The organism is Rudaea cellulosilytica DSM 22992 (assembly GCF_000378125.1).
Lineage (GTDB): Bacteria > Pseudomonadota > Gammaproteobacteria > Xanthomonadales > Rhodanobacteraceae > Rudaea > Rudaea cellulosilytica.
This window is the reverse complement of sequence record NZ_KB899241.1, coordinates 900,177-924,382: the sequence shown is the minus strand read 5'-3', so window position 1 is coordinate 924,382 and position 24,206 is coordinate 900,177. Positions and strand designations below refer to the sequence as shown.

The window sequence follows — 24,206 nt, the reverse complement described above, 5'->3', positions numbered from 1 at the left end:
GCACGAGTGTCCGCGGACAAACACTGTCCGTCCGTTCGCTGTTGCCGCTGACGTGAAGATCGTCTGACGCAAAAACGAATCGGCGAGCACGCGGCTCGCCGATCGTTGCAAACGAATTGTGGGCGCTTCTAAAAACCGTAGCGCAGTAGTTTTTTTTAGAGTTGCCCGGCGCCGATCACTCGGTGGCCTGCGTCAGCGCGAAGCGCGCTCGATATCGGCGGAGGTCGGATTCGCATCGACCGCGATCGGGTTGCCGACATGCACGCGCGCGGTCGGGGCGTTGTCGGCATCGATCGATGTCGCAGCGCTGATTTCGATGCGGGTATGCACGACATCCAGCGTCGCCGGCTTGTCCACCGTTTCGGCGCGTGTGAGGGCGGTGACGCCGACCGCGGTGAACAGCGCGAGCGCAGCGACGGTACATTTGATCTGCGTGTTGAAGTTCATGTTTTTATCCTTGTCTTTGGGGCATTGGTTGTGTTGTTCGCCGGCGACGACGGCAATGCCCGGCCATTGCGAGGTTGGCCGCCTGGGTTCCGGTTGGGGAATCTGTGCGGCCAATGCTGGCCTTGAAGATCGGGCGCTGGAGGGACCCGGCCCTATCGCGCAATGGCGCTGGGACGGGTATGCAGGCGGATCGATGCTGACGAACAAATTTTGTTGCAGCGCATCATACGCAGGCATCCCTGAACCAATACCTAACTATCTGGTACAGTATTTATTCATGAAAATTCCCAAATCCATTCAATGGATTACTCCGCTCGCACGCGAAAAATGCCTCTTGAAACAAGACCGCCGGCCCTGACTTTCGGCCATTGCTCCGGTCGCCCGCCGTCGGTTAGGCTCGCTCACTTTTCGCCGCCGGAGGAAATGATGCCCGCCGCAACTTCGCGTTTTGCCCATGCCCCGATCCGCTTGTTCCGGACCGGTTTGTTCAAATCGACCGCGCTGGTGCTGGCGATCGCCGCGACCGGTTGCGCCACCGCTCCAGCGACGCACGATGCGAAACCCGCGAAGACCACGCAGACGGCCGCTCCGATGATCGATATCCCATTCACCAAGTTCCAACTCGACAACGGCCTGACCGTGGTCGTGCATGAAGACCACAAGGCGCCCGTCGTCGCGGTGTCGATCTGGTATCACGTCGGCTCGGCCGATGAGCCGAACGGCAAGACCGGATTTGCGCATCTGTTTGAGCACCTCATGTTCTCGGGCTCGGAGAATCACAAAGGCACGTATTTCGCGCCGTTCGAGAAAGCCGGTGCGACCGGCATGAACGGCACGACCTGGTTCGATCGCACCAACTATTTCGAAACCGTGCCGACCACCGCGCTCGACATGGCGTTGTGGATGGAATCGGACCGCATGGGCCACCTGCTCTCGGCGATCGGCAAGCCCGAGCTCGACACCCAGCGCGGCGTCGTGCAGAACGAGAAGCGCCAGGGCGAGAACCGTCCGTATGGCCGCACCGACCAGAACATTCTTTCGAACGCGTTCCCGGCCAACCATCCCTACCAGCACGACACGATCGGCTCGATGGCTGATCTCGATGCGGCTTCGCTCGACGACGTCAAGCAATGGTTCCGCGATTACTACGGCGCCGCGAACACGACGATTGTGCTCGCCGGCGATATCACACCGGCGATCGCGAAGGAAAAGCTGCAGAAATATTTCGGCGACATCCCGGCCGGCCCGCCGGTGCCGCGCCAGCAGCCTTGGGTGGCCGAGCGTGACGCCTCCACGCGCGGCACGCAGTCCGACCATGTCGCCCAAGTGCGCATCTACCGCGAATGGAATGTGCCGCAGCTCGGCGCGCCCGACAATCCGCTGCTCGAACTCGCCGCCAACGTGCTCGGCGGGGGCAAGACCTCGCGCCTCTATCAGCGCCTCGTCTATCAGGACAAGCTCGTCGACGACGTCTCGGTCGAATTGCAGACCTTCGCCCTGGTCAGCCAGTTCGTGCTCAGCGCGGACGTGAAGAAGGGCGTCGACCCGGCCAAGGTCGAAGCGGCCATCGCCGACGAATGGGCCAAGTTCCTCAAGGATGGCCCGACCGCCGACGAACTCGCGCGTGCGCAGACCTCGGTGCGCGCCGGCTTCATCCGCGGCCTCGAAGAGGTGGGCGGGTTCCGCGGCAAGGCGGTGATCCTCGCCCAGAGCCAGGTCTATCTCGGCGATCCCGCGGCGTACAAGAAGGATCTCGAACGCGCCGCGGCGGCCACGCCGGCCTCGGTGCTCGATGCCGCGCGCAAGTGGATCGCCAAGGGCGACTACACGCTGACCGTGCTGCCGGCCAAGCCGGGTACCGACCTCGCCGCCGAGGACAAGGCGGTGAAGGGCTTGTCCGCGCGCGATGGCAAGCCGGCGTCGGTCACGCCGCCGGCGAAGACCTACACGACCGCGAAAAACGACGTCGATCGTTCCAAGGGCGTGCCCGACGTCAGCCAGTTCCCCGAGCTGAGCTTCCCGGCCGTGCAGCGCGGCAAGCTCAAGAACGGGATCGAGGTGATCCTCGCCGAGCGCCACACGATTCCGGTCACGCAGATCCAGATGCAGTTCAACGCCGGTTACGCGGCCGACCACGGCAACAAGCTCGGTACCGCGAGTTTCGTCAGTTCGATGCTCGACGAGGGCACGAAGTCGCTCGATTCGGTCGAGATTGCCAAGCGCCGCGAAAGTCTCGGCGCGATCATTCGCCCAGGTACCGGCCTCGACACCTCGAATGTCAGTCTCAACGCGCTCAACGCGAACCTCGCGCCGTCGATCGACCTGTTCGCCGACGTCGTGCGCAACCCCGCGTTCCGCGACGCCGACATCGAGCGCATTCGCGCGCAGTGGCTCGCCGGCATCGCCCAGGAGAAGACCCAGCCGCAGGGCATGGCGTTGCGCACGCTGCCGCCGCTGCTCTATGGCGCGGACCACGCCTACGGCATTCCGTTCACCGGCTCGGGCACGGAAGCGGCGATCACCTCGCTCACCGCGGCCGATCTCGCCGCGTTCCATGACGCCTGGTATCGCCCGGACAACGTGAAAATCCTCGTCGCCGGTGACACCACGCTGGCGGCGATCGTGCCGCTGCTCGACAAGGCCTTCGGCGACTGGAGCGCGCCGGCGACGGCCTTGCCGGCGAAGAACATCGCCCATGTCGCCGCACAGAAGAAGCCGCGTGTATTCCTGATCGACCGCAAGGATTCGCCGCAGTCGCTGATTCTCGCCGGCAGCCTCGCGGACCCGACCACGGCACCCGACTATCTGCCGATGCAGACTGCGAACTCGGTGTTCGGCGGCACGTTCACTTCGCGCCTCAACATGAACCTGCGCGAAGACAAGCGCTGGTCCTACGGCGCGCGTTCCTCGCTGCAGGACGCGCTTGGTCAGCGCCCGCTGATCCTGCAGGCACCGGTGCAGACCGACAAGACCGCCGAGTCGGTGACCGAGGCGCTCAAGGAAGTGCGCAACGTCGCCGGCAAGAATCCACCGACCGAGGCCGAGATCGCCAAGATCAAGGCGCAGCGGGTGCGTGCGCTGCCGGGCAGCTACGAAACGACGGGCGCCGTGCTCGGCGCACTCGCCTCGAACCAGCTCTACGGCCGCGCCGACGACTACGTGCCGACGCTGAAGCAGAAAATCGAGGCGCAGACGCAGGCCGAAGTCGACGCCGCAGCGAAAACACTGTTTGTGCCGAACGCATTGACCTGGGTCATCGTCGGCGACCTCGCCAAGATCGAGAAGCCGGTGCGCGCGCTCAAGATCGGCGAGACCAAGGTGATCGACGCCGACGGCAAAGTAGTAAAGTAGCGCTAGGTCATTCCTCACTTGCACGCGATGGCCGGCCAATGCCGGCCATCGTTTTTTGTACGTTTCGCGCGAAAATGATCGATAGGTCCGGAGCATCATGAAAAACGCCGCATTCTCCATTTTTATACTTTCGCTTGGTCTGCTTCCGGCCGCCTGCACCTGGGTCGAGCCGACCGTCAGCGGCAACGCCGTGCGCGTCGCCTACGATGGCAAGGTTGCCGGCTGTCGCGACGCCGGCACGGTCGCGGTCACCGTCGCCGACAAGATCGCCTTCTACCATCGCAGTGAATACAAGGTCGCCGACGAGCTCGAGACGATGGCGCGCAACGAGGCCGCCAGCCTGCCGGCCGACACGATCGTGCCGCGCAGTGAACCGAAGGATGGCGCGCAGCGCTTCCAGGCCTACGTCTGCGGCAAGACCCAGCTGCGTCAGCGCGGTGAGATCTCCACGCCTGCGAGCCAGCCGCCGACGACGCAGGACGGCGTGCAGACGTTCCCGGTAAAGGAGCATTGAAGCGCGATCCGCCGCCTTCCCGGCGGCATTGACGGCGCCACGCATTCCCGCAATGATGCAGTGCAGCGAGCCGCTTCGGCTCGCTCACGAGGAACCGCGATGCTGCTGGCCGAACCTGCGCTGTTGCCGTCTGTTTCCGCGCATCAGCGCGTGAACGGCGCAACGCGGATCGAGTTTTCGGCGACCGGCGGCAAGACCCGGCTTGCCGATCTCTACCAGCGCGCACCGTGCCGCGTGCTGTTTCCCGACATCGATCCCGGCGAGCCTGTCCAAGCGGTATTGCTGACCACGAGCGGCGGCCTGACCGGCGGCGATCGCTTGCGGGTGGACTTCGCGGCGCATGCGGGCGCGCGCGCGACGCTGACTTCGCAGGCCGCGGAAAAAATCTACCGCGCGTTGCCTGGCGACGAACCCGCGCGCATCGACGTGTGCATCACGGCTGGCGTCGGCGCGCATGTCGAATATCTTGCCCAGGAGACGATCCTGTTCGACGGTGCGCGCCTGCGCCGCCAACTCGATGCGAACCTTGCGCCGGGCGCGTGCCTGCTCGCGACGGAAAGTCTAGTCCTCGGTCGCCGCGCCATGGGCGAATCGTTGCGCAGTGGTTTCATCCACGACGCCTGGCGCATCCGCCGCGGCGGACGCCTGATCTTCGCCGACGCGTTGCATCTGGACGGCCTGCATTTCGATGGCAGCCTCGCCGCACTGCGCGCTGCGCCATTCGGCTTCGGCGCGACGACGGCGTACGCCACGTTGATCTACGCGGCCGACGACGCGCCTGCACTGCTGACCCCAGTTCGCACCCGGCTTGATGAAGCGGAAGTGTCCACGATCGTGCACGCGACGACGCGCGAGCACCTGCTGATCCTGCGCCTGCTCGCCGACGACGCGGCGGAGCTGCGGCAGGCGCTCATACGCGCGGCCGGCATTGTGCGCTCGCTCGCCGCGGGTTTGTCGGAACGCTTGCCCCAGGTCTGGTATTGCTAGGCTGTTTTTGAAAAGTGCGGGCAGGAGCCTGCTTTTTGATTTTCGCGAGCAAGGATGCGAGCAAGGGAAACTACCATGAACCACGTGAAAGCCGCCGCCGCGATCAATCTCGCGGAAAAACTCGCCAAATTCTCCGAGCATTGGTCGCCGCGCGTCGTCGCCGAGATGAACGACTATCAGTTCAAACTGGTCAAGCTGCAAGGCGAGTTCGTCTGGCACGAGCACAAGGACACCGACGAGGTATTCCTCGTCGTCCGCGGCGAAATGCAAGTCGGATTTCGCGACCGTGACGTGACGATCCGCGAAGGCGAATTGTTCGTTGTACCGCGTGGCGTCGAGCACATCACGCGTGCGACGAGGGAATGCCATGCCTTGATCATCGAACCGCGTGGCGTGGTCAATACCGGCGAGGCCGGCGGCGAGCTGACTGCGCAGAACGACCGCTGGATCTGATGATCTTATTTGAGAGTGCAGGCAGGATGCCTGCTTTTTGACTTCGCGAGCAAGGACGCGAGCAGAGGTAAAATGATGAATCTGACTCCGCGCGAAAAAGACAAGCTGCTCGTCGCCATGGCCGCGATCGTCGCGCGCAAACGGCTCGAACGCGGCGTGAAATTAAACTATCCCGAGGCGATTGCGCTGATCACCGATGCCGTCGTCGAAGGCGCGCGTGACGGGCGCAGCGTCGCTGAGCTGATGCAGGCCGGCGCGCAGGTGCTCACGCGCGACCAGGTGATGGAGGGCGTCGCCGAGATGATCCGTGAGATCCAAGTCGAAGCGACGTTCCCCGACGGCACCAAGCTCGTCACCGTGCATCAGCCGATACGTTGAGGCGACGACAAATGATTCCCGGCGAAATCCTCACCCTCGAAGGCGACATCACGCTCAATGCCGATCGTGAAGCGATCGCGCTGAGCGTAGCAAACAGCGGCGATCGTCCGATCCAGGTCGGTAGTCACTATCACTTCTTCGAAACGAATCCCGCGCTGCGCTTCGACCGCGACCGCGCGCGCGGGATGCGCCTCGACATCCCTGCGGGCACCGCGATCCGCTTCGAACCGGGGCAAAGCCGTGAGGTGCGCCTCGTACCCTACGCCGGCGCGCGTGTCGCGATCGGCTTCCGCGGCGAGGTCATGGGCGCATTGGGAGCGGCGAAGCCATGAGCAACACGCTCTCGCGCCGCGCCTATGCCGGCATGTACGGCCCGACCACGGGCGACCGCATTCGCCTCGCCGACACCGAGCTTTTCATCCGCATCGAAAAGGATTTCACCGTCTACGGCGAAGAAGTGAAGTTCGGTGGCGGCAAGGTGATCCGCGACGGCATGGGCCAGTCGCAGGTCGCGCGCGCGGACGGCGCGATGGACACGGTCATCACCAACGCGGTGATTCTCGATCACACGGGAATCTACAAGGCCGATATCGGCCTGCGCGACGGGCGCATCGCGAAGATCGGCAAGGCCGGCAATCCGGACGTGCAGCCCGGCGTCGATATCGTCATCGGCCCCGGCACCGAAATCATCGCGGGCGAAGGCAAGATCGTCACCACGGGCGGCATCGATACGCACATCCATTTCATCTGCCCGCAGCAAATCGAAGAGGCGTTGTATGCAGGCGTGACGACGATGCTCGGCGGCGGCACCGGCCCCGCGCACGGCACGCTCGCGACGACGTGCACCCCCGGGCCATGGCATCTCGCGCGCATGCTGCAGGCAGCGGAAAGTTTTCCGATGAATTTGGGCTTCTTCGGCAAGGGCAACGCAAGCCAGCCGAAGGCGCTCGAAGAGATGGTGCTGGCCGGCGCGTGTGGTTTGAAACTGCACGAGGACTGGGGCACGACGCCCGCGGCGATCGACTGCTGCCTCGCCGTCTGCGACGCGCTCGACGTGCAGGCGACCCTGCACACGGACACGCTCAACGAGTCCGGCTTCGTCGAATCGACGATCGCTGCGTTCAAAGGCCGCACGATCCACGCGTTCCACACCGAAGGCGCGGGCGGCGGCCATGCGCCCGACATCATCAAAGTCGCCGGCTTGCCGAACGTGTTGCCGTCGAGCACGAATCCGACGCGGCCGTACACGGTCAACACGCTCGATGAGCATCTCGACATGCTCATGGTCTGCCATCACCTCGACCCGAAAATCGCCGAGGACGTGGCCTTTGCCGAAAGCCGCATCCGCAAAGAGACGATCGCGGCCGAGGACATCCTGCACGACCTCGGCGCATTTTCGATGATGAGTTCGGATTCGCAGGCGATGGGCCGCGTCGGCGAAACGATCATCCGCTGCTGGCAGACCGCGGACAAGATGAAGCGCCAGCGCGGCGCGCTCGGTTCCGACGATGCGCATAGCGACAACTTTCGTGTGCGGCGCTATATCGCGAAGTACACGATCAACCCAGCGATCGCGCACGGCATCAGCGAACACGTCGGCTCGGTCGAAGTTGGCAAGCTGGCCGATCTCGTGATCTGGTCGCCGGCATTCTTTGGCGTGAAGCCCGACTACGTGCTCAAGGCCGGCACGATCGCTGCCGCGCCGATGGGTGATCCGAATGCGAGCATTCCGACGCCGCAGCCCGTGCGCTACCGGCCGATGTTCGGCGCGTTCGGACGCGCGCGTATCGAATCCTCGCTGCTGTTCGTCAGCGGCGCATTCGTCGCGAGCGATCAGGCGCGCAAGCTCGGCCTCACGCGCCCACTTGCCGCGGTGAAGAACACGCGCAGCGGCATCGGCAAGCGCAGCATGCTCCTCAACGATGCGATGCCAACGATCGAAGTCGATGCGGAAACCTACGAAGTGCGCGCCGACGGCGAGCTGCTGACCTGCGAACCCGCCACGGTGCTGCCGATGGCGCAGCGTTATTTCCTTTTCTGAGCGCACTGATGACCGACTTGTTCGCCCGCAACATTCTTCCGGCCGGCACGTGGAACGTCGCGAGCGCGGCCGACCGCATCACGCTCGACTACGAGGGCCGCCATCGCCGCCGCTATCGTTACGTCGCCGACGGCGGACTGGAGTTCGTGCTCGATCTGGAACAGACCACGCTGCTGCACGACGGCGACGGCTTGCGGCTCGACGATGGCCGCATCGTGCTCGTGCAAGCGGCGCCAGAAGCGCTCGTCGCGGTGACGGCGATCGACGCCGATGCATTGGTCAAACTCGCCTGGCATATCGGCAACCGTCACCTGCCCGCGCAGCTTTCCAGCGATCGCATCCTGATCCGCGACGACGCGGTGATCGTCGACATGCTGCGCGGACTCGGCGCGCACGTGGAAAGGATCACCGCGCCGTTCACGCCCGAGCGCGGTGCCTATGCGCATGCACATGGCGATCATCAGGCCGCGGCGCACCCTTTCGTGTTCGCGAGTTCACATGAGCAAAGATAATTCGAATGCCGGCTTCACCGGCATGACGAAATTGTTGGCTTGGACCTCGCCGTCGTATCCCACCGGCGCCTTCAGCTACAGCCACGGCCTCGAATGGGCGGTGGAAGCCGGCGACGTGCGCGACGTCGCCACGCTGATCGATTACATCGACGCCGTGCTCGCACGCGGTGGCGGCTGGATCGACGCGGTGCTGTTCGCGCGCGCGTACGAATGTGCGCACGATGCGACCGCCTTCGACGAGATCGCCGACCTCGCCGCGGCCTTTCGCGGCAGCGCCGAAACGGCGCTCGAAAGTCATCAGCAGGGCGCGGCGTTTCTCGCCGTCACGCGCAAGGCGTGGCCGCACGCGCAGCTCGATGCGTTCACCGAGCGGCGTGGCGACGCGCCGGTCGCGCACAGCATCGCGATGGCTCTCGCCTGCGCCGCGCACGACATTCCGCGCGAACCTGCGCTGTCCGCGTGGTTGCACGCGGTCGCGGCGAATCTCGTCTCCGCCGGCGTGCGCCTGGTCCCGCTCGGTCAGACCGATGGGCAGATCGCCACCGCGCGTCTCGCATCGCGCATCGCCGCGATCGCTGCCGAGGCGCTCGACATGCCGCTCGACGAACTCGGTACGGCCGCACCGCTGCTCGAACTCTGTTCGATCCGCCACGAAACCCAATACACGAGATTATTTAGAAGTTGATGACTACGACAAACCCCCATACCGGCCCGCTGCGCGTGGGCATCGGCGGCCCGGTCGGTTCAGGCAAGACCGCACTGACCGAACGACTATGCAAGCTGCTGCGCGACACCTACAACGTCGCCGCGATCACCAACGACATTTACACAAAGGAAGACGCCGAATTCCTCACGCGCGCCGGCGCGCTCGTGCCCGAGCGCATCGCCGGCGTCGAGACCGGCGGCTGTCCGCACACGGCGATCCGCGAAGACGCGAGCATCAATCTCGCCGCGGTGGCCGAAATGAACAAGAAATTCCCGGGACTCGAAATCATCTTCATCGAATCGGGCGGCGACAATCTCGCAGCGACGTTCTCGCCCGAGCTTGCCGACCTCACGATCTACGTGATCGACGTCTCCGCCGGAGACAAGATTCCGCGCAAGGGCGGCCCGGGTATCACGCGCTCGGATCTGCTAGTGATCAACAAGATCGATCTCGCGCCGCTGGTCGGCGCCTCGCTCGAAGTAATGGATCGCGATGCGCGCAAGATGCGCGGTGCGCGCCCGTTCGTCTTCAGCAATCTCAAGATCAACCACGGCCTCGACGCGGTCGCGCGCTTCATCATCGAGACCGGTGGCCTGCCTTCCCGTCCTTTGCCGGAGCTCGCGCAATGAAAAAAACCTCGCACTATCTTCTCGCTTGCGCACTCAGCGTGCTTGCAGCCAACGTCTACGCCCACCCGGGTCACACCGCCTACGGCGGCTTGCTCGCCGGCTTCGCGCATCCGCTGTCGGGCGTGGACCATCTGCTCGCGATGATTGCGGTCGGGGTCTGGGCGGCGCAGCTCGGCGGCCGCGCACTGTGGGCCGTGCCGCTCGCCTTCGTGTCGGTGATGGCACTCGGGGCTGCTGCTGCAACGACCGCGCATGCCGGCATCGCCGCCGGCGCGATCGAATCGGGCGTGGCCGCCTCGCTGCTCGCGCTCGGTCTGCTCGTGTTCCGCGCGCAGCGTCTGCCGCTGGCTGCGGCGGTCACGCTGGTCGGCGTATTCGCCTGGTTCCACGGCGCTGCGCACGGCGGTGAACTACCCGAGACTGCCGATCCGTTGCGCTATGCGATCGGTTTTCTCGCTGCGACCGCGCTGCTGCATGGCGTGGGCATCGTCTTCGGCACGCTGGTCCAGCGCCATGCGCCGCGACTCGGCCGAGTCGGCGGCGCGGCAACGGCGATCACGGGCGTAGCCGTGTTGGTTGGTGCAATTTAGCGAAGAATCACGGAGTGCAAGCCGCGATACCCGCCGGCGTCGTCAGGCGCTGCAAGGCGAACGTGAGCGCGCTGCCTGGGCCGAGCGCGATGGATGCGGTGCCGTTGCTGCAGGCGAGTTGCATGCTCAGCGGGTAGGCGACCGACTTGTCGATTCGGGTCTTGTCGAACGCACTTCCGAATTGCGTGCCGGTCGGTTCGATCAGCTGCGCCGAGTAGCCGCCGTTGCCATCGGAGCCGGCTGTGCCGATCATCCACGATTGCGTGCCGTCCGTATTGAGCTGGAAGTACAGCACTTGCAGACGGCTTGGGTCGGATCGCTCGACGAGGAAACCGTTGCCCGTGGTCACCGGGTCGTACCATGCGCCGCTGGCCTGTGCGATGGTGCTGGTCGAACCGCAGCCGAGGCCGTCGAGCTGCGAGAGTTTGACCAGCGGAACCTCCATCGAACCCCAGTTGCTCGGCCCGTCCCAGCGCATGCCGCCGCCCGTGCAGGTGTCGAAACTCAGCGCGATGCGGCCCCAATGCTGCGAGGTCACCTTGCCCTGCGCATCGCGCTGGCCGCGCCGCACGTCGGCGAATTCGATGCCGTTGCCGACGATGTCGCCCATGCCGAATACCCAGGCCTGGCTGCCGGCGACGCCATTCGGCGGATAGGTGAAAAAGTATACAAATGCCTTGTTGCCCGGCAGGATTTCCAGCTCGATGCCTTCGCCGCTGCGCGCAGGGTCGTACCAGAGGCCGCTGTAGCTCGCATCGACGTTCGGCGCGGTCGATGCGGGCCGCGGCGCGACCTGGCTGTCGAAGCTCGGCGGTTGCAGGCTCGGATCGAAGCGACATGGCCCTGCCACGCCGCCGGCTACGGCGCTCTGGCAACCGGTCTGCAGGTCGGCGACGCTCGGTTGTTTAGCGCCGGCGATCCAGGCGCGCAGTGCCTCCCACGCGGCCACGCCCTCGGCCGTGTTGAAGCCGCAGTGCGTCGGCTTGGACTCGTTAACCAGCGCGCTGGTCAGCTGCGTCGCCGGCAAGGTCGCGCGCAGCACGGACTCGTGCGCGGGAATCACGAGCTGGTCATGGCTCGTGTGCATCGAGATCACTTTCGTCGACGGGTCGACACGGCCGCGGAAGTCCGAAGCCCAGCGCAGGTAAAGCTGGGCGAACGGATCGGCGACTATGCGCGCGATGCCAGTGTTGATCGCGGCATCGGAATAGACGACGCCGGTTGTGGTGAACGGGTTGATGCCGCCAAGTTTGTCCGGTGCGCGCACGAGGTCGGACAGGCCGAACGTGGCATAGCCGAGGTCGGTGAGGAAGAAATCGTCGCTGGTGATGTGCGCGAACGTCTTCAATTCATTGAGCCGGCGCAGCATTGCGTCGTTCTGCAGCACCGGGGGCAGGTTGACGCCGGTGCAGACGTTGACTGGCAGCAGCGTGCGCGCGAGCTCCGCCTGGTCCTGCAGATCGGAAAGATTGTCGGGAATGTCGTCGAGGTTGTAGGCCCAGGTCATCGGCGCGGCGCCTTTCGGCAGCTGGCCAGCGCTGTTCACGTCCTTGCACACCACGTCGTAGGCAAGCCGCGCGTCGATACCGAAATCCCAGGTGCGCGAGCCGGCCGCCGGCGGGCAGAGAGAGAGCACGCCGGGCACCGGCGCGAAGCGAGCGTCCTCGGCGAGCTTGAGCGAGACCAGGCCGCCGAGCGAACCGCCCCATGGGATGATCGCGCCGGGCGCGCCGACTTTCTGTTTGAACACGTCGAGCAATTGCGCGTTGTCGTCGGGCGCGTTGAACAGCGCCCACGCGCGCTGGCTGTAGCTCGACGCGGCGACCGCGTAGCCTTCCTGCAGTTGCAGTGTGGCGAGCGGACCAAGACTCGGATTCGGCTTGGGCGGATCGAACGACAGGCCGTGCTGGAACAAGACGAGGCTATCGCCCGCTTTCCAGCCGTCGGGCACCTGGATCTGGTAGTACGCGCCCGAGGCGGTTTGGCCGCTCAGGGTCTGCCCGGCGCGCGCCGCGTCGGCACAAGCGAACAGGCTGGCGAGTGTCGTCAAGCCGACTGCAAAACGATGACGCATCGCGCCGCCCCTCATGTCGTATCCCGATTCCACGGATCATCGTCCTTCATTGCTGAAACGCGGGTAAATCCAATGCGTTGACGCGTTCAGCTAGCATGCGTGTCGGGAGGAACGACGATGAAGATTCTGGTTACCGGCGGTGGCGGATTTCTCGGCAGCGCGGTCTGTACGCAGTTGCTTGCGGGCGGCCATATGGTGCGTTCGTTCAATCGTTCCGCGACGACGACCGCAGCGGCGGGTATCGAACCGCGCCGCGGCGACATCGCCAATGCCGACGACGTGCTCGCCGCGGCCGAAGGCGTCGATGCGATCGTGCACAGCGCGGGCAAGGTCGGTGCCTGGGGCCCGGCGCAGGAATACCATGACATCAACGTGCGCGGCACCGACAACGTGCTCGCTGCGTGTGCGCGCCATGGCATCCGCAAGCTCGTGCTCACCTCAAGTCCGAGCGTCGTGCAGCGCGGCAGCGATATCGAAGGCGCCGACGAGTCGTTGCCGTATCCCGCGCACTTCGCCTCGGTGTACGCGCAGACCAAGGCGCTCGCGGAACAGCGCGTGCTCGCCGCGAACGGCGCGGACCTCGCCACAGTCGCGCTGCGCCCGCACTTCATCTGGGGGCCGGGCGATCCGAACCTGCTGCCGCGCGTGCTTGCGCGCGCGCGCGCCGGGCGGCTGCGCCTGATCGGCAAGGTCGACAAGCGCGTCGACATCGTCTACGTCGACGACGCTGCGCGGGCGCACGTGCTGGCGCTCGAACGTCTCGATGTCGGTGCGCCGATTGCGGGCAAGGCGTATTTCATCAGCCAGGACGAGCCGATCACGCATGCGCGTCTGTTCGGCGCGTGGCTCGCCGCCGCGGGACTACCCCCGGAGACACGGCGCATTCCAACCGGCGTTGCCCATGCGCTCGCCGCCACGCTCGAAGGCATCTATCGCATGTTCGGAATTCGCAGCGAGCCGCCGTTGACGCGCTTCATCGTCGAGGAGTTCTCCACTTCGCATTGGTTCAACATAGCCGCGGCCAGGCGCGACCTCGACTACGCGCCGCTGGTCGGTTTCGAGGAAGGCATGCGCCGATTGACGCGGCATCTCGCCGCCGCCCGCGCCTGAGCGCGCTGCGACCGGGCTACAATAGCGGCCTGTCTCCGCACCGCCGCACGATGTCCGATCCGCGCACGCCCAATCCGCTCCTGCAACGCCTCGGCAACGCGCTCGAATTCGCGCTCAACCGCGCGCTTGCGCTCGATGCCGAAACGCAGGCGCGCCTGTCCACGCTCGAAGGCCGGCGCATCGGCGTCGACCTGCGCGGTACGGGACTCGCGCTCGCGATCACGGTCGTCGACGGCAAACTCAACGTCGGCCCGCATTGGGAAAAATCCGGCGACCTGAATCTGCGCGCCGCGCCGGCGAGCCTGCTCGCCTTCGCCCTGCGCCGTGGCGACGATGACGCGGTCGCGCCCGGCAAGGTCGAGATTTCCGGCGACGCCGATCTCGCCCGGCGCATGGAAAAACTGCTGCGCGGTTATCGTCCCGACATCGAGGAGGCGTTCGCGCAAACCTTCGGCGATGTCTTCGGCGTGCCGCTTGCGCGCGCGCTGCAGCGCGCGTTCGCCTATGCGCGCGACTCCGCGCAGGCAACGGCGCAGGACACGGCCGAGTTCCTGCGCGAGGAAAGCCGCGATCTCGTCGCGCCGGCCGAAATGGAATCGTTTCTCGACGACGTCGATGCGCTGCGCGAACGCGCCGATCGGCTCGAGGCGCGCGTGAAGCATCTCGCCGCGCGCCATGGCAAGGATGCGGCATGACGACGCTGGGGCAACTCCCTCGCCTCGCCGGCATCGTCGCCACGATCGCGCGCTATCGGCTCGATGAGATCGTTGACGGATTTGAACCGCCGCGTGCGCTGCGCCTGCTGCGTGCGGTGCTGCCAAAGGCGCCAGCCGATATCGCGCAGCAGCCCCGCGGCGCGCGCCTGCGTGCGGCGCTGATCGACGCCGGCCCGATCTTCGTCAAGTTCGGCCAGATCCTGTCCACGCGCCGCGACCTGCTGCCGGCCGACGTCGCCGACGAGCTCGCGCAATTGCAGGACCGCGTGCCGCCGTTCCCCGGCGAGCAGGCGCGCGCTGCGGTCGAAGCCGCGCTCGGCGCACCGATCGCGTCGAGTTACGCGAACTTCGACACGACGCCGCTCGCTTCCGCGTCGATCGCGCAGGTGCACGCAGCGCGCCTGCACACCGGCGAAGAAGTCGTGGTCAAGGTGTTGCGCCCCGGCATCCATGCGCGCATTCGCGCCGACATCGCGCTGCTGCGCGCGCTCGGCGAACTCGCCCAACGCTGGCATCCGGCCGCGGACAAGATCCGCCCGCGCGACATCGTCGCCGAGATCGAGACCACGCTCGAGAACGAACTCGACCTGCAGCGCGAAGCGGCGAACGCCTCGTTGCTCAAGCGCAATTTCGCCGCCGGCGACGACGTCTACATCCCGAAGGTGTATTGGGACCAGACCAAGGAATCGGTGCTTACGCTCGAACGCGTGCACGGCATCGCCGTCGATAATCTTGCCGCGCTCGACGCTGCCGGCATCGACCGCGTCGCGCTCGCTGAGAAGGGCGTGCGCCTGTTCTACACGCAGGTGTTCCGCGACAACTTCTTCCATGCCGATGCGCATCCGGGCAACATCTGGGTTGATCCGGCGCGCAAGGAGAATCCGCGCTTCATTGCGCTCGATTTCGGCATCGTCGGTTCTCTGCCCGACCAGGACCAGTTCTGGCTCGCCGAGAATTTCATGGCGCTGTTCGATCGCGACTACCGGCGCATCGCCGAGCTGCACGTCGCCGCCGGCTGGATTCCACCGACTGCGCGCATCGACGAGCTCGAAGCCGCGGTGCGCACGGTCTGCGAGCCGTACTTCACGCGCCCCTTGAGCGAAATCTCGCTCGGCGAAGTCGTCGCCAAACTCTTTTCGGTTGCACGCCGCTACCAGCTCACCGTGCAACCGCAACTGATCCTGCTGCAGAAAACCCTGCTCAACATCGAAGGCGTCGGCCGCCTGCTGCATCCGCAGATCGACATCTGGGCCGTCGCGCGGCCCGTGCTTGCCGAGATCCTGCGCAAGCGCTACGGCGTGCGCCATGCGTGGAAACAGGTGCGCAAGCGCCTGCCCGAATGGCTCGCGGTCGCGCCGCAGATGCCCGAGTTGATCCATGCGACGCTGCAACGCGCCGCGGTCGGTGAACTGACATCGCAGGCACAGATCGCCACGCTCGAACAAAACGAACGTCTCGCACGCGCGCAACGCCGCCAGCTCGCCGTGCTACCGCTCGCCGCAGCGTCGCTAGTCAGCGCGGCGCTGCTCTACGCGTTCGACACGCACGGCGCGCCTTGGATGCATGTGCCTGTGTCGGCGTGGATCGCACTGATCGTCAGCGCGACTGCGTTTTTTGTCTCATGGCGGCGAGCAAAGTAGGGGCGAACTCCAATTCGGTTGCCTTGTCGAAGGTCCTATGGGTTTCCGATGACCGGGGGCATGCATGAAGTCGTTTGGTGTCCGGCTCATCTGGACCGTTCTGCTTACCCTGTGCGGAATCCTCTCTCACGTAGCATTCGCCGACGAGTTGGATGATCCTATGCTCAAAGCTTGTCCGGCTCTGCGCGAATGGCAAGACCAGCAAAAGCAAAAGCATGGAAAGGAAAAACTGGCGCCCGCATCGTCTATGGTTTTGCCGAAGCTGCGCGAGCAATTGCTGACATGGAGCAAACTCGACCAGAAGGCTCGCGAGCCAATGATGAAAGGCTTAGCGATCGGACAGGCCGAATTCAAAATTGCGCTTGCGCGAATGCGCTCGGTCGATGCGCTTAACTATCGGCGCATCCGCGGCGTGATCGACGAGTACGGTTTTCCGACCATCACCATGGTAGGCGGAGACGGTTCCGCAGCGGCGTTTCTTCTAGTGCAGCATCAGGCAGAGCATCCCGAATTCCAGCAGTTCGTCCTCGACATCATGGGGCCGCTTGCGAAACGTGGTGAGGTGGGCCGCGAAGGCTACGCGTTGTTGCTCGACCGGGTGCTTGTCATGGGCCAACACAAACCGCAGCGTTACGGCACCCAGTTCACGCAAGCCGGCGGAACGATGCAGATGGAACCGGTTGAGGATGCCGAACATCTCGACGAGCGCCGCGCCGACATGGACATGATGCCGATTGCTGCCTATCGTTGCGTGCTCGCGCAGATGTATCACACGCCGTGAAATGACTCGAACAAGTTCGGAAAGCGCCATCGAAATTCTTTACGAGGATGGAGAACTGCTGGCGGTCAACAAGCCTGCCGGGTTGCTCGTGCACAAGAGCAAGATCGCCAGTGACGAAACCGATTTCCTGCTCGAGCGGATCAAGGAGCAGGTCGGCGCGAACTTGTATCTCGCTCATCGTCTCGATCGCGCGACCTCGGGCGTGTTGTTGCTGGCCAAATCGCGTGAAATCGCCGGCGAGCTCGGCCGCGCGTTCATGGCGCGCGAGGTAACGAAGAAATACCTTGCCGTCGTGCGCGGTTGGCCGGCGGCCGCAGGCGAGATCGACTATTCGCTGCCCGGTGTGCGCGAGCACGGTCCACGCAAGCCGGCGCTGACGCGCTGGCGCACGCTCGCCACGACGACGGTGCCGATCGAGATGGGCCGCTATCCCGAGCAGCGTTACGCGCTCGTCGAAGCGTCACCCGAGACCGGGCGCTATCGGCAGATCCGCAAGCATTTCCACCATATCTCACACCACATCGTCGGCGATACGAGCCACGGCCGCGGCGATCACAATCGCCTTTGGCGCATCCACTTCAGCATGCATCGCATGTTGCTGCATGCGTGGCGGCTGGAGTTTGCGCATCCGGCGTCGGGCGCGCGCGTGGTGCTGGTCGCCAAGCCCGATGAAGTATGGCAGCGTGTGGCGGAGCGCTTCGGCTGGCAGGGCGCGATCGCGGCCTGAGCGCCGGCTGTTCTAGCGCGGCAATGCGAACCGCATCTTGTTGCGCTCGCGCGCCCGCGCCACTTCGATTTCGCGATTGCGCGGATCGGCCGTGGTCACGAGCGAGTCGATCAGGCTGCGCGCCACGGCGCTGACATCCGCGACCGCACGATCGAACACGGCCTGATTCACTTTCGACGGCGCGTTGAAGCCGCTGAGCTTGCGTACGAACTGCAACGCGGCATCGTGCACTTCGGCGTCGGTCGCGGGCGGGTCGAAGTTGAAAAGTGTCTTGATGTTCCGGCACATAAGGCTCGCAGTCACCTCCACGTGGATCCATGCGCATTGCGTTCGCTGATGCTGGGATTTTGCACGATCCAGCCGTTAGTCCGTCGGCGCGGCAGGGACGCCATCGTCACCGCTGCCATGCGGCTCGCTCAAACGGCCGCCTCCGGTCGGTGTGGGTGCGCCTACGCCCAACGAAACTTGGAAGATTGACCCGCAGCCAAGTGCGGGGACCGCGGCGTTGAGACAGTTGCCAGATCCACCGTATGCCGTCGTTCCATAGAGCGCACCCTGGTAGAGGGTCACGGGGCCGGCGGGACTGTTGTTCTTGCTGGTGATGAAGTTCGTGAGCACGGTAAGGGTCCTGTGAGTTCCGTCCGAGTGCGGCGGTCCAAACTTGAAAACCGTACCCCAGCCCGGCCCGGTGTCGCCGGGGGCGATTACGGGCCCACCAAATTGGGTCGTACCGTAAAGGTTGTTTTGCGAGTCGACGATCAAGGCAGCAGCCGGGGCGTTGCCGCGGAGCCCACTGGTAAAGCTATGGGTCACGCTCTCTGTCCAGCCTGTTGTGCCATTCCCGGGCGGGGTCAGCTTGAAGACTGTGCCACCGCAGGTGCCGTATGGGTCGTGGCATACCCCACCGGTTACGGTCGTGCCGTAGAGGTTGCCCTGCGTATCGAAGACCAGGGCGGATGCGGGGTAGAGGCCGTCATTGCAATGTCCAAGGAATTCGTTGGAGCAAAAATTATGGAGCACGGTCTGTGTCCAAAGGCCCGCGCCCGCCGCCGGCGGCGTCAGCTTGAAAGCGATTCCCGCATCGAGGCTACCGTTACCGCCATATTCCGCAGTGCCATACAGCGCGCCTTGTTTATCGGCAATCAGCTCAGCCACGGGATGGTAGCCGTCAAGGCAGTGGTATCCGCTGCTGCAGAAGTTATAAATCACGGCATAAGTCCATTGATAATCCAGGACGGGGTCGCGTGTTAGTTTGAAAACCGTCCCGTAACCGTTTCCCGTGTAGGGGCCGCCCTCCGAGGTCGTTCCGTAAAGCGCGCCGTCGGCGCCAACTAGCAGGCTGGCCTGGGGATAGGTGCCGTCGTTGCAGTGCGACAACGAGCAGAAGTCGTGGATCGGGTATTCCACCCAACCATCCAAGGGGTTGACGGGCGGTATTAACACGAAAACCGTCCCCCAGCCCCACCAGCCGCCTTGATTTGTCGTGCCGTAGAACTTGCCTTCGTTGCCGTCCCAGATCAGGCCGGCCCAGGGATGGGCACCGTCGTCGGTGAGGCCGAACAAGCTGTGGCCATGGAAGTCATACAGTACGGTTTTCGTCCACGCGCCCTGGCCATTGGCCGGCGGTGTCAGCTTGAAAATCGTTCCAAGGTCGTCGGTGCCCCCCTTCCATGTCGTGCCATAGAATTCGCCGTTGTGTTCGAGCAGGCCGGCGTATGGCCACGTTCCATCGTCACCCCCCTGGAACTCATAGATCGTGGTCGTGTTGTCCGCCGTGCAGGGGGACACCCATGCAAAGCCAGTCAATGCCAAGATCAGCGCCACAGCGCGATAAACGGTTTTCATCGATTTCCCCTGTTCAGACCTGCTACCCCGATTGCAACATCCATGCGCAGCCACGGAAGAACTCCAAGCGACTCCACTGCATTCAGGCGCAATTTCAAGCGGCTTCCGCGTGTAAGCGCACGCGCGATGCCGGCAGCATCGTCGGATGCTTCGACAAACCGCGCATCGAGATTAGCCGCCACTTCTTCGCCAGTTTGCTCGGCGATGTCATTGGAAACGATTTTGGTCTTGCGATTGACTTGGATTGCGGATCTGGACACAAGCGTGCCCACAGATTCTCGGCAGGTTCGATAGGTGTATGAATGTCGCGTTGCCGGCTTCACTTGTCACCACCCGTGAACAGCACGATCAATACACCGCGGCATTCGGTGCAGCACACACGACGGACCGGATCAGCGTCGATTTTCCTTTCCGACACGCCGTGCGCGAGGCGGCGAAACTGGTCGGAATTGCCGTGTGCGAGGCTCGGTGCACCGATACTCGCACGAACGATCTGTCCTTGAGCGAATGGTCCAATCCAAGTGGACCGCGCTCGTCTTTGCACGCGTGAGCGGGTTGTATACCCTGGACTACATGGAGTCAAGCGCGCTCATTGCTACAATGCGGATGCCCGTGAAGCAGTAGAACCTTATGCCCTCCTTCGACATCGTCTCCAAACTCGATCTGCACGAACTGACCAACGCGGTCGACCAAGCCAACCGCGAGCTCATCAACCGTTTCGACTTCAAGGGCACGGGCGCGGTCTACGAGCGCGAAGAGACCATCGTCACGATGAAGGCGCAGGCCGAGTTCCAGTTGAAACAGATGCTCGACATCTTGAAGCAGCGACTCGCGAGCCGGCAGATCGATATCCGCTGCATGGAAGTCGACGATGCGGAAACCAATCTCGCCAGCGCGAAGCAGAAGGTCACGCTCAAGCAGGGCATCGAGCAGCCGCTGGCGAAAGAGATCGTATCGATGATCAAGGGCGCCAAGCTCAAGGTCGAGGCGCAGATCCAGGGCGACAAGCTGCGCGTGACCGGCAAGAAGCGCGATGACCTGCAAACGGCAATGGCGCTGTTGCGCGCGGCCGACTTGAAGATGCCGCTGCAATACGAGAATTTCCGCGATTAACGTTGTACTGCCGGTCGCCCGGGCAGCGGCATCGCCGTCGGCAGGCGCACGGTGAGCTCGGCGGCGACGTCGATGAAGCCGAGGACATTGGCAACGTCGCGCGGCGTGCGGCCCATCGAGTCTGTCGCTTCCGGATCGGCGCGCGCGGCGAGCAGAGCACGCGCGGGCAATATCAAACCGTGCATCGCGCAGGCATGCAGTGGCGACACGCCGCGCTCGTCCTGCACGTTGACGTCGGCGCGGCCGACGAGGAACAGCGAGAGCAGTGCCTGCAGATGTTGCTGGTCGCCGACGCTGCCCGGTGCCGCATGTGCGCCGAGCAAGGTGTGCAGCGCGGTGCTGCCCTTGGCGTCGCGCGCGTCGAGTTCGGCGCCCTTGCCGATCAGCGGTTCCAGCGTCTGCCGTGCGCGCGTGGTGTCGCGGCCGGCGAAGGCGAATTGCGCCGCGGCGTGCAACGGGCGCTTGCCGCGTTCGTCCTGCGCATTGGCATCGGCGCCGCGCGCGAGCAGGCTCGCGACGAGGTCAGGATAGCCCAGAGCCGCGGCGATCATCAGCACGGTGCTGCCGCCGGGCAGGCGCTGGTCGACCGGGATGCCGCGGTCGAGCAGCAGGTCGACCACACTGGTGCGGCGCGCAGTGACGGCTGCGGACAACGGCGTCGCGCCGCTCGCCGTGGCCTGGGCGAGATCGGCGCCGCGTTCGAGCAAGAGCACGACGATGTCGGCGTGGCCCGCGCCCGCGGCGCGTAACAGCGCACTCGCACCCTGCGCGTCGGGCGCATCGACGGCAAAGCCGAGGTCGATTAGTTTCGCCACCGCATCCGCGTCGCCGAGTTGCGCGGCGGCCGGCAGGTCGGTCGCGCGCAGCGCGCGCTTGGGCAGCTTCCATTGCGTCCAGTCGAGCCAGCGGCGCGGGCTCGTCTGCGCCGAGGCGAGGGCGAGACCGAGCGGCGTCTCGCCGTTGGCCGAAGCGAGTTCCGGATCGGCTCCGGCGCGGACCAGCGCGCGCGTGACCGCTTCGGCGGCCTCGGCCGGCAAAGCGAAGGCCGCGAACAGCGGCGTGCGGCCGTGCCGGTCGCGCAGATTCGGATCGGCTCCGCGCAGCAGCAGCGCCTCGGCGATGCGCGCGCTGCCGCAGGCGATGCTGCCTGCGAGCGGCGTCTGTGCATTTGCGTCGGCAGCGAAAATATCCGCGCCGCGTTCGATCATTGCCAACGCGAGGGTTTCGAGTCCGGCACGCGCATCGGGTTTGCGCACGATCGCGTCGAACACCGGGCCAAGTACGCCGACGCCGGACGTCTGCGCGCCGGCATCGAACGCTTCGCGCAGCGCGGCCAGGCTCATCGGCAGTTGCGCGAGCAGCGCGCCCACGAGTGTGCTGCCGTTCGGCAGCGTCGCGTTGACGTCGAGGCCGTGGCACAGCAGCCACGCGCGCGCCGCCGGATCGCGGTGCTCGGCGAGGTCGAGAAAAAGTTGGGCGCGCCGCGCCATCGGCCAGGCGCGTTGCGTCTCGGCGAAGCCGTCGGCGATCTGCCAGTGGCCGAAGCGCAGCGCGTCGAGCAGGTGTGCGGGCGAGTCTTCGCGCGCCACAGCGGCAGTCGTTGCGCCCGCATCGACGCTGGCCGGCAGCGCGTAGTCGGGATCGAGCAGCTTGACCACGCTCCAGCGCCCGGCCGCGGCAGCGAAATCGACCGCGCGCTTGCCGTCGGCCGTCGTCGTGGCGGGCGAGGCGCCGAGCGCAAGCAGATGCGCGACGAAGGCGTCGTCGGCGTACATCGATTCGGCGGCGAACATCAGCGCGGTGCGACCGGTGTGGTCGGCCGCTTCGAGCAACGGCGCACTCGCTCCGAGCACGTCGAGTGCGTCGGCGGCACCGGCGAGCGCGGCTTCCATGAGCGCGGTGACGCCGAGCGCGTCGTCCGCATCGATCGCGGCGCCGGACTTGAGCAGCAGCGCGACGATGTCGGCGTTGTCGTGCTGCGCGGCGATCGCGAGCGGCTTGCGCCCGTGGCTATCGCTGACGTCGATGCGCGCGCCGCGCTTGAGCAGCAGCTTGATCACGTCGGTGTTGTCGTCGGGCGAGGCCGCGGCGGCGATCAACGCGGGCACGGCACCGGCGACATGGACATCGGCGCGGCGTTCGATGAGGAAGCGTACGAGGTCGCCGCGGCCCAGCGCGCAGGCGATCGCGAGCGGCGTGTAGCCCTCGCGGTTGACCGCATCGATCGGCGCCGAGGCATCGCACAGCAGCGCCGCGACGGTCGGCTCGGCCGCGCGCACCGCGAAGTGCAGCGGCGTGTTGCCCTCGGTGTCGGCGCACTGCGGATCGGCGCCATTGGTGAGCAGGGTGACGACCACATCGGGCCGGCCCTGGTAGCTGTCGCGCGTCGCCGCGATCAGCGGAGTCAGCCCGGCGTGCGCACGATTGATGTCGGCGCCCTTGGCGATCAGCGCGCGCAGCAAGGCGAGATCCTGGGCGACGCAAGCGAGCACGACGACCGAGCGCTGGTCACGATCGCCCGCATCGGGCACGAGGTTGGCATCGGCGCCTTGCGCGAGCGCGGCGAGCGCGGCCGGACCGTCGCAGCAGCGCGCGTGACGCAACAGGCGCGCGTCGAGCTCGGCCTGGTCGATTGGCGCGGGTGCAGGGACTGGCGCAGGCGCGGCGACGGGTGCCGGCGCTGCGACCGAGATGGAAGGCGTGGCCGCAGTCAAGGCATCCAGCGATGGCGGCATGCGTTGCGGCCGCGCATCGCGCCGATGCGATGGGCGCAGCAGATCGCGCTGGTCGAGTACCGCCGCGAGACTCGCGCGCACGATCAGCCAGTGGGCGAGCGGCGCGAGCACCAAGGCGTAGACGGCCAGCGCGATCAGGCGCGTCGTCTCGGGCAGGTCGACGCCGATCTCGGCGATCGCGAAGGCGCCGAGCGTCAGCGCGAACAGGGCGAGCGAGACGATCAGGCCCTGCGGGAAATACAGGTCTTCGCGTGCGGTCATGCGATGCGCCAGCTCGACGCTGTTGCCGATCGTCTCGACGAGACCCGGCGGACGCCGCCGTGCGCGCAACTCATCCAGCAGCGCGGCCAGGCCGAATGCGGGCCAGCCGCGCCACGGCGCGAGCAGCAGCAGAAACACCGCGGCCGAGAGCAGCAGCGCGGCGCTGAACGATGGGTTGGCGAGAATCAGACGCGACGGAAAGAATGCGACAAGCGCGAACACTGCAGCGTAGGCCGTGAGCAGCGCCGTATACGCGGTGCCGCCGAGGACGAGCGGTTCGATGTCGACCGGCCGACGGCGCAGATGCGCGGCGTGCGCCATCGCGATCATCGTCAAGCCGTCGCCGACGAGCAGGGCGATCGCAATTGCGGGATGGTGAACGAAGGCAGCGAGCGAAAACACGGCCAGTGCCGGCACGAACCAGGCGACATCGATCAGCAGGTTGTGCGGGCGCCCGGGCCTGGGGTTCGACATTACCGTTGCGGTCTGCGGTGGGGGAATTCGGCGCGAGTATACCGAGAAATGGTAGGCATTCTGTTAGCCGCGCGTAACGAAAAATCCTCGCGACTCGTTGCAGAATATCGGTTCGAGTCGCG

The 24,206-nt window shown here is 65.4% G+C and carries 24 protein-coding genes; 18 read left to right on the top strand and 6 right to left on the bottom strand.

Features of this window, described 5'->3' with window-relative positions:
• Positions 1–192: 192 nt before the first annotated feature.
• Entirely contained in the window at positions 193–447 is a 255-nt protein-coding gene (locus F455_RS0104140) for a hypothetical protein (RefSeq protein ID WP_018972007.1), read from the bottom strand.
• Positions 448–870: 423 nt separating this feature from the next.
• Between F455_RS0104140 and F455_RS0104135 the strand changes: the two genes are divergently transcribed.
• From F455_RS0104135 to F455_RS0104085, 11 genes are all read left to right on the top strand, one after another.
• On the top strand, positions 871–3,798 hold the full coding sequence (locus F455_RS0104135) for a M16 family metallopeptidase (protein WP_018972006.1): 2,928 nt from the start codon (positions 871–873) through the stop codon (positions 3,796–3,798).
• A 97-nt stretch (positions 3,799–3,895) separates the two neighbouring features.
• On the top strand, positions 3,896–4,312 hold the full coding sequence (locus F455_RS0104130; RefSeq protein ID WP_018972005.1) for a DUF4156 domain-containing protein: 417 nt from the start codon (positions 3,896–3,898) through the stop codon (positions 4,310–4,312).
• A 99-nt stretch (positions 4,313–4,411) separates the two neighbouring features.
• The gene (locus tag F455_RS0104125) at positions 4,412–5,299 is read left to right on the top strand and encodes an urease accessory protein UreD (protein WP_018972004.1); all 888 of its coding nucleotides are present in this window, start codon (positions 4,412–4,414) and stop codon (positions 5,297–5,299) included.
• A 75-nt stretch (positions 5,300–5,374) separates the two neighbouring features.
• Positions 5,375–5,752, top strand: coding sequence for a cupin domain-containing protein (locus tag F455_RS0104120; RefSeq protein ID WP_018972003.1), 378 nt, complete (start codon positions 5,375–5,377; stop codon positions 5,750–5,752).
• 75 nt (positions 5,753–5,827) lie between these two features.
• Positions 5,828–6,130: an urease subunit gamma gene (locus tag F455_RS0104115; RefSeq protein ID WP_026293049.1), complete on the top strand. Its 303-nt coding sequence runs from the start codon at positions 5,828–5,830 to the stop codon at positions 6,128–6,130.
• Positions 6,131–6,141: 11 nt separating this feature from the next.
• Positions 6,142–6,462 carry an urease subunit beta gene (locus F455_RS0104110; RefSeq protein WP_018972001.1) on the top strand — a complete coding sequence of 107 codons (321 nt, stop codon included), beginning with the start codon at positions 6,142–6,144 and terminating at the stop codon, positions 6,460–6,462.
• Positions 6,459–8,171, top strand: coding sequence for an urease subunit alpha (gene ureC / locus F455_RS0104105; protein ID WP_018972000.1), 1,713 nt, complete (start codon positions 6,459–6,461; stop codon positions 8,169–8,171). The genes F455_RS0104110 and ureC overlap by 4 nt, the downstream gene beginning before the upstream one ends.
• A gap of 8 nt (positions 8,172–8,179) precedes the next feature.
• Positions 8,180–8,683, top strand: coding sequence for an urease accessory protein UreE (locus tag F455_RS0104100; RefSeq protein ID WP_018971999.1), 504 nt, complete (start codon positions 8,180–8,182; stop codon positions 8,681–8,683).
• Complete coding sequence (locus F455_RS0104095) at positions 8,670–9,368, top strand: urease accessory protein UreF (RefSeq protein ID WP_018971998.1); 699 nt, start codon at positions 8,670–8,672, stop codon at positions 9,366–9,368. Before F455_RS0104100 ends, F455_RS0104095 begins: the two co-directional genes overlap by 14 nt.
• A complete protein-coding gene (gene ureG, locus F455_RS0104090; protein WP_018971997.1) occupies positions 9,368–10,018 on the top strand; it encodes an urease accessory protein UreG in 651 nt (216 codons plus the stop codon). Before F455_RS0104095 ends, ureG begins: the two co-directional genes overlap by 1 nt.
• Complete coding sequence (locus tag F455_RS0104085) at positions 10,015–10,608, top strand: HupE/UreJ family protein (RefSeq protein ID WP_018971996.1); 594 nt, start codon at positions 10,015–10,017, stop codon at positions 10,606–10,608. The genes ureG and F455_RS0104085 overlap by 4 nt, the downstream gene beginning before the upstream one ends.
• Before the next feature lie 7 nt (positions 10,609–10,615).
• Here F455_RS0104085 and F455_RS0104080 read toward each other — a convergent pair whose 3' ends face one another.
• The gene (locus tag F455_RS0104080) at positions 10,616–12,682 is read right to left on the bottom strand and encodes an alpha/beta hydrolase (protein ID WP_018971995.1); all 2,067 of its coding nucleotides are present in this window, start codon (positions 12,680–12,682) and stop codon (positions 10,616–10,618) included.
• A gap of 117 nt (positions 12,683–12,799) precedes the next feature.
• Between F455_RS0104080 and F455_RS0104075 the strand changes: the two genes are divergently transcribed.
• The 5 genes from F455_RS0104075 to F455_RS0104055 all read left to right on the top strand — a co-directional run bounded on the left by F455_RS0104075 (position 12,800) and on the right by F455_RS0104055 (position 17,656).
• A complete protein-coding gene (locus tag F455_RS0104075; protein ID WP_018971994.1) occupies positions 12,800–13,792 on the top strand; it encodes an NAD-dependent epimerase/dehydratase family protein in 993 nt (330 codons plus the stop codon).
• A gap of 50 nt (positions 13,793–13,842) precedes the next feature.
• Positions 13,843–14,487 (top strand): ubiquinone biosynthesis accessory factor UbiJ, encoded by a 645-nt coding sequence (locus F455_RS0104070; RefSeq protein ID WP_018971993.1) that lies wholly within the window; start codon positions 13,843–13,845, stop codon positions 14,485–14,487.
• Positions 14,484–16,148 carry a ubiquinone biosynthesis regulatory protein kinase UbiB gene (gene ubiB, locus F455_RS0104065; RefSeq protein ID WP_018971992.1) on the top strand — a complete coding sequence of 555 codons (1,665 nt, stop codon included), beginning with the start codon at positions 14,484–14,486 and terminating at the stop codon, positions 16,146–16,148. The genes F455_RS0104070 and ubiB overlap by 4 nt, the downstream gene beginning before the upstream one ends.
• 64 nt (positions 16,149–16,212) lie before the next feature.
• Positions 16,213–16,929 (top strand): DUF6624 domain-containing protein, encoded by a 717-nt coding sequence (locus F455_RS21830; RefSeq protein WP_157578418.1) that lies wholly within the window; start codon positions 16,213–16,215, stop codon positions 16,927–16,929.
• A 1-nt stretch (position 16,930) separates the two neighbouring features.
• Entirely contained in the window at positions 16,931–17,656 is a 726-nt protein-coding gene (locus F455_RS0104055) for a pseudouridine synthase (protein WP_018971990.1), read from the top strand.
• Positions 17,657–17,668: 12 nt separating this feature from the next.
• Here F455_RS0104055 and F455_RS0104050 read toward each other — a convergent pair whose 3' ends face one another.
• From F455_RS0104050 to F455_RS22860, 3 genes are read right to left on the bottom strand one after another with little or no spacing between them, the layout of a single operon-like run.
• Positions 17,669–17,959, bottom strand: a complete 291-nt coding sequence (locus F455_RS0104050; protein ID WP_211212281.1) for a DUF2277 domain-containing protein — start codon at positions 17,957–17,959, stop codon at positions 17,669–17,671.
• Between the two features lie 60 nt (positions 17,960–18,019).
• Positions 18,020–19,501 (bottom strand): choice-of-anchor tandem repeat GloVer-containing protein, encoded by a 1,482-nt coding sequence (locus F455_RS0104045; protein WP_018971988.1) that lies wholly within the window; start codon positions 19,499–19,501, stop codon positions 18,020–18,022.
• Positions 19,498–19,773 carry a hypothetical protein gene (locus tag F455_RS22860; protein WP_157578417.1) on the bottom strand — a complete coding sequence of 92 codons (276 nt, stop codon included), beginning with the start codon at positions 19,771–19,773 and terminating at the stop codon, positions 19,498–19,500. The genes F455_RS0104045 and F455_RS22860 overlap by 4 nt, the downstream gene beginning before the upstream one ends.
• A gap of 26 nt (positions 19,774–19,799) precedes the next feature.
• Between F455_RS22860 and F455_RS22855 the strand changes: the two genes are divergently transcribed.
• Entirely contained in the window at positions 19,800–20,051 is a 252-nt protein-coding gene (locus tag F455_RS22855; protein WP_157578416.1) for a hypothetical protein, read from the top strand.
• An 80-nt stretch (positions 20,052–20,131) separates the two neighbouring features.
• On the top strand, positions 20,132–20,614 hold the full coding sequence (locus tag F455_RS0104030) for a YajQ family cyclic di-GMP-binding protein (protein WP_018971985.1): 483 nt from the start codon (positions 20,132–20,134) through the stop codon (positions 20,612–20,614).
• On the opposite strand, the gene F455_RS0104025 is transcribed toward F455_RS0104030, so the two are convergent.
• Positions 20,611–24,084, bottom strand: a complete 3,474-nt coding sequence (locus F455_RS0104025; protein ID WP_018971984.1) for an ankyrin repeat domain-containing protein — start codon at positions 24,082–24,084, stop codon at positions 20,611–20,613. The two genes, F455_RS0104030 and F455_RS0104025, sit on opposite strands and share 4 nt — an antisense overlap.
• Between the last annotated feature and the right edge of the window lie 122 nt (positions 24,085–24,206).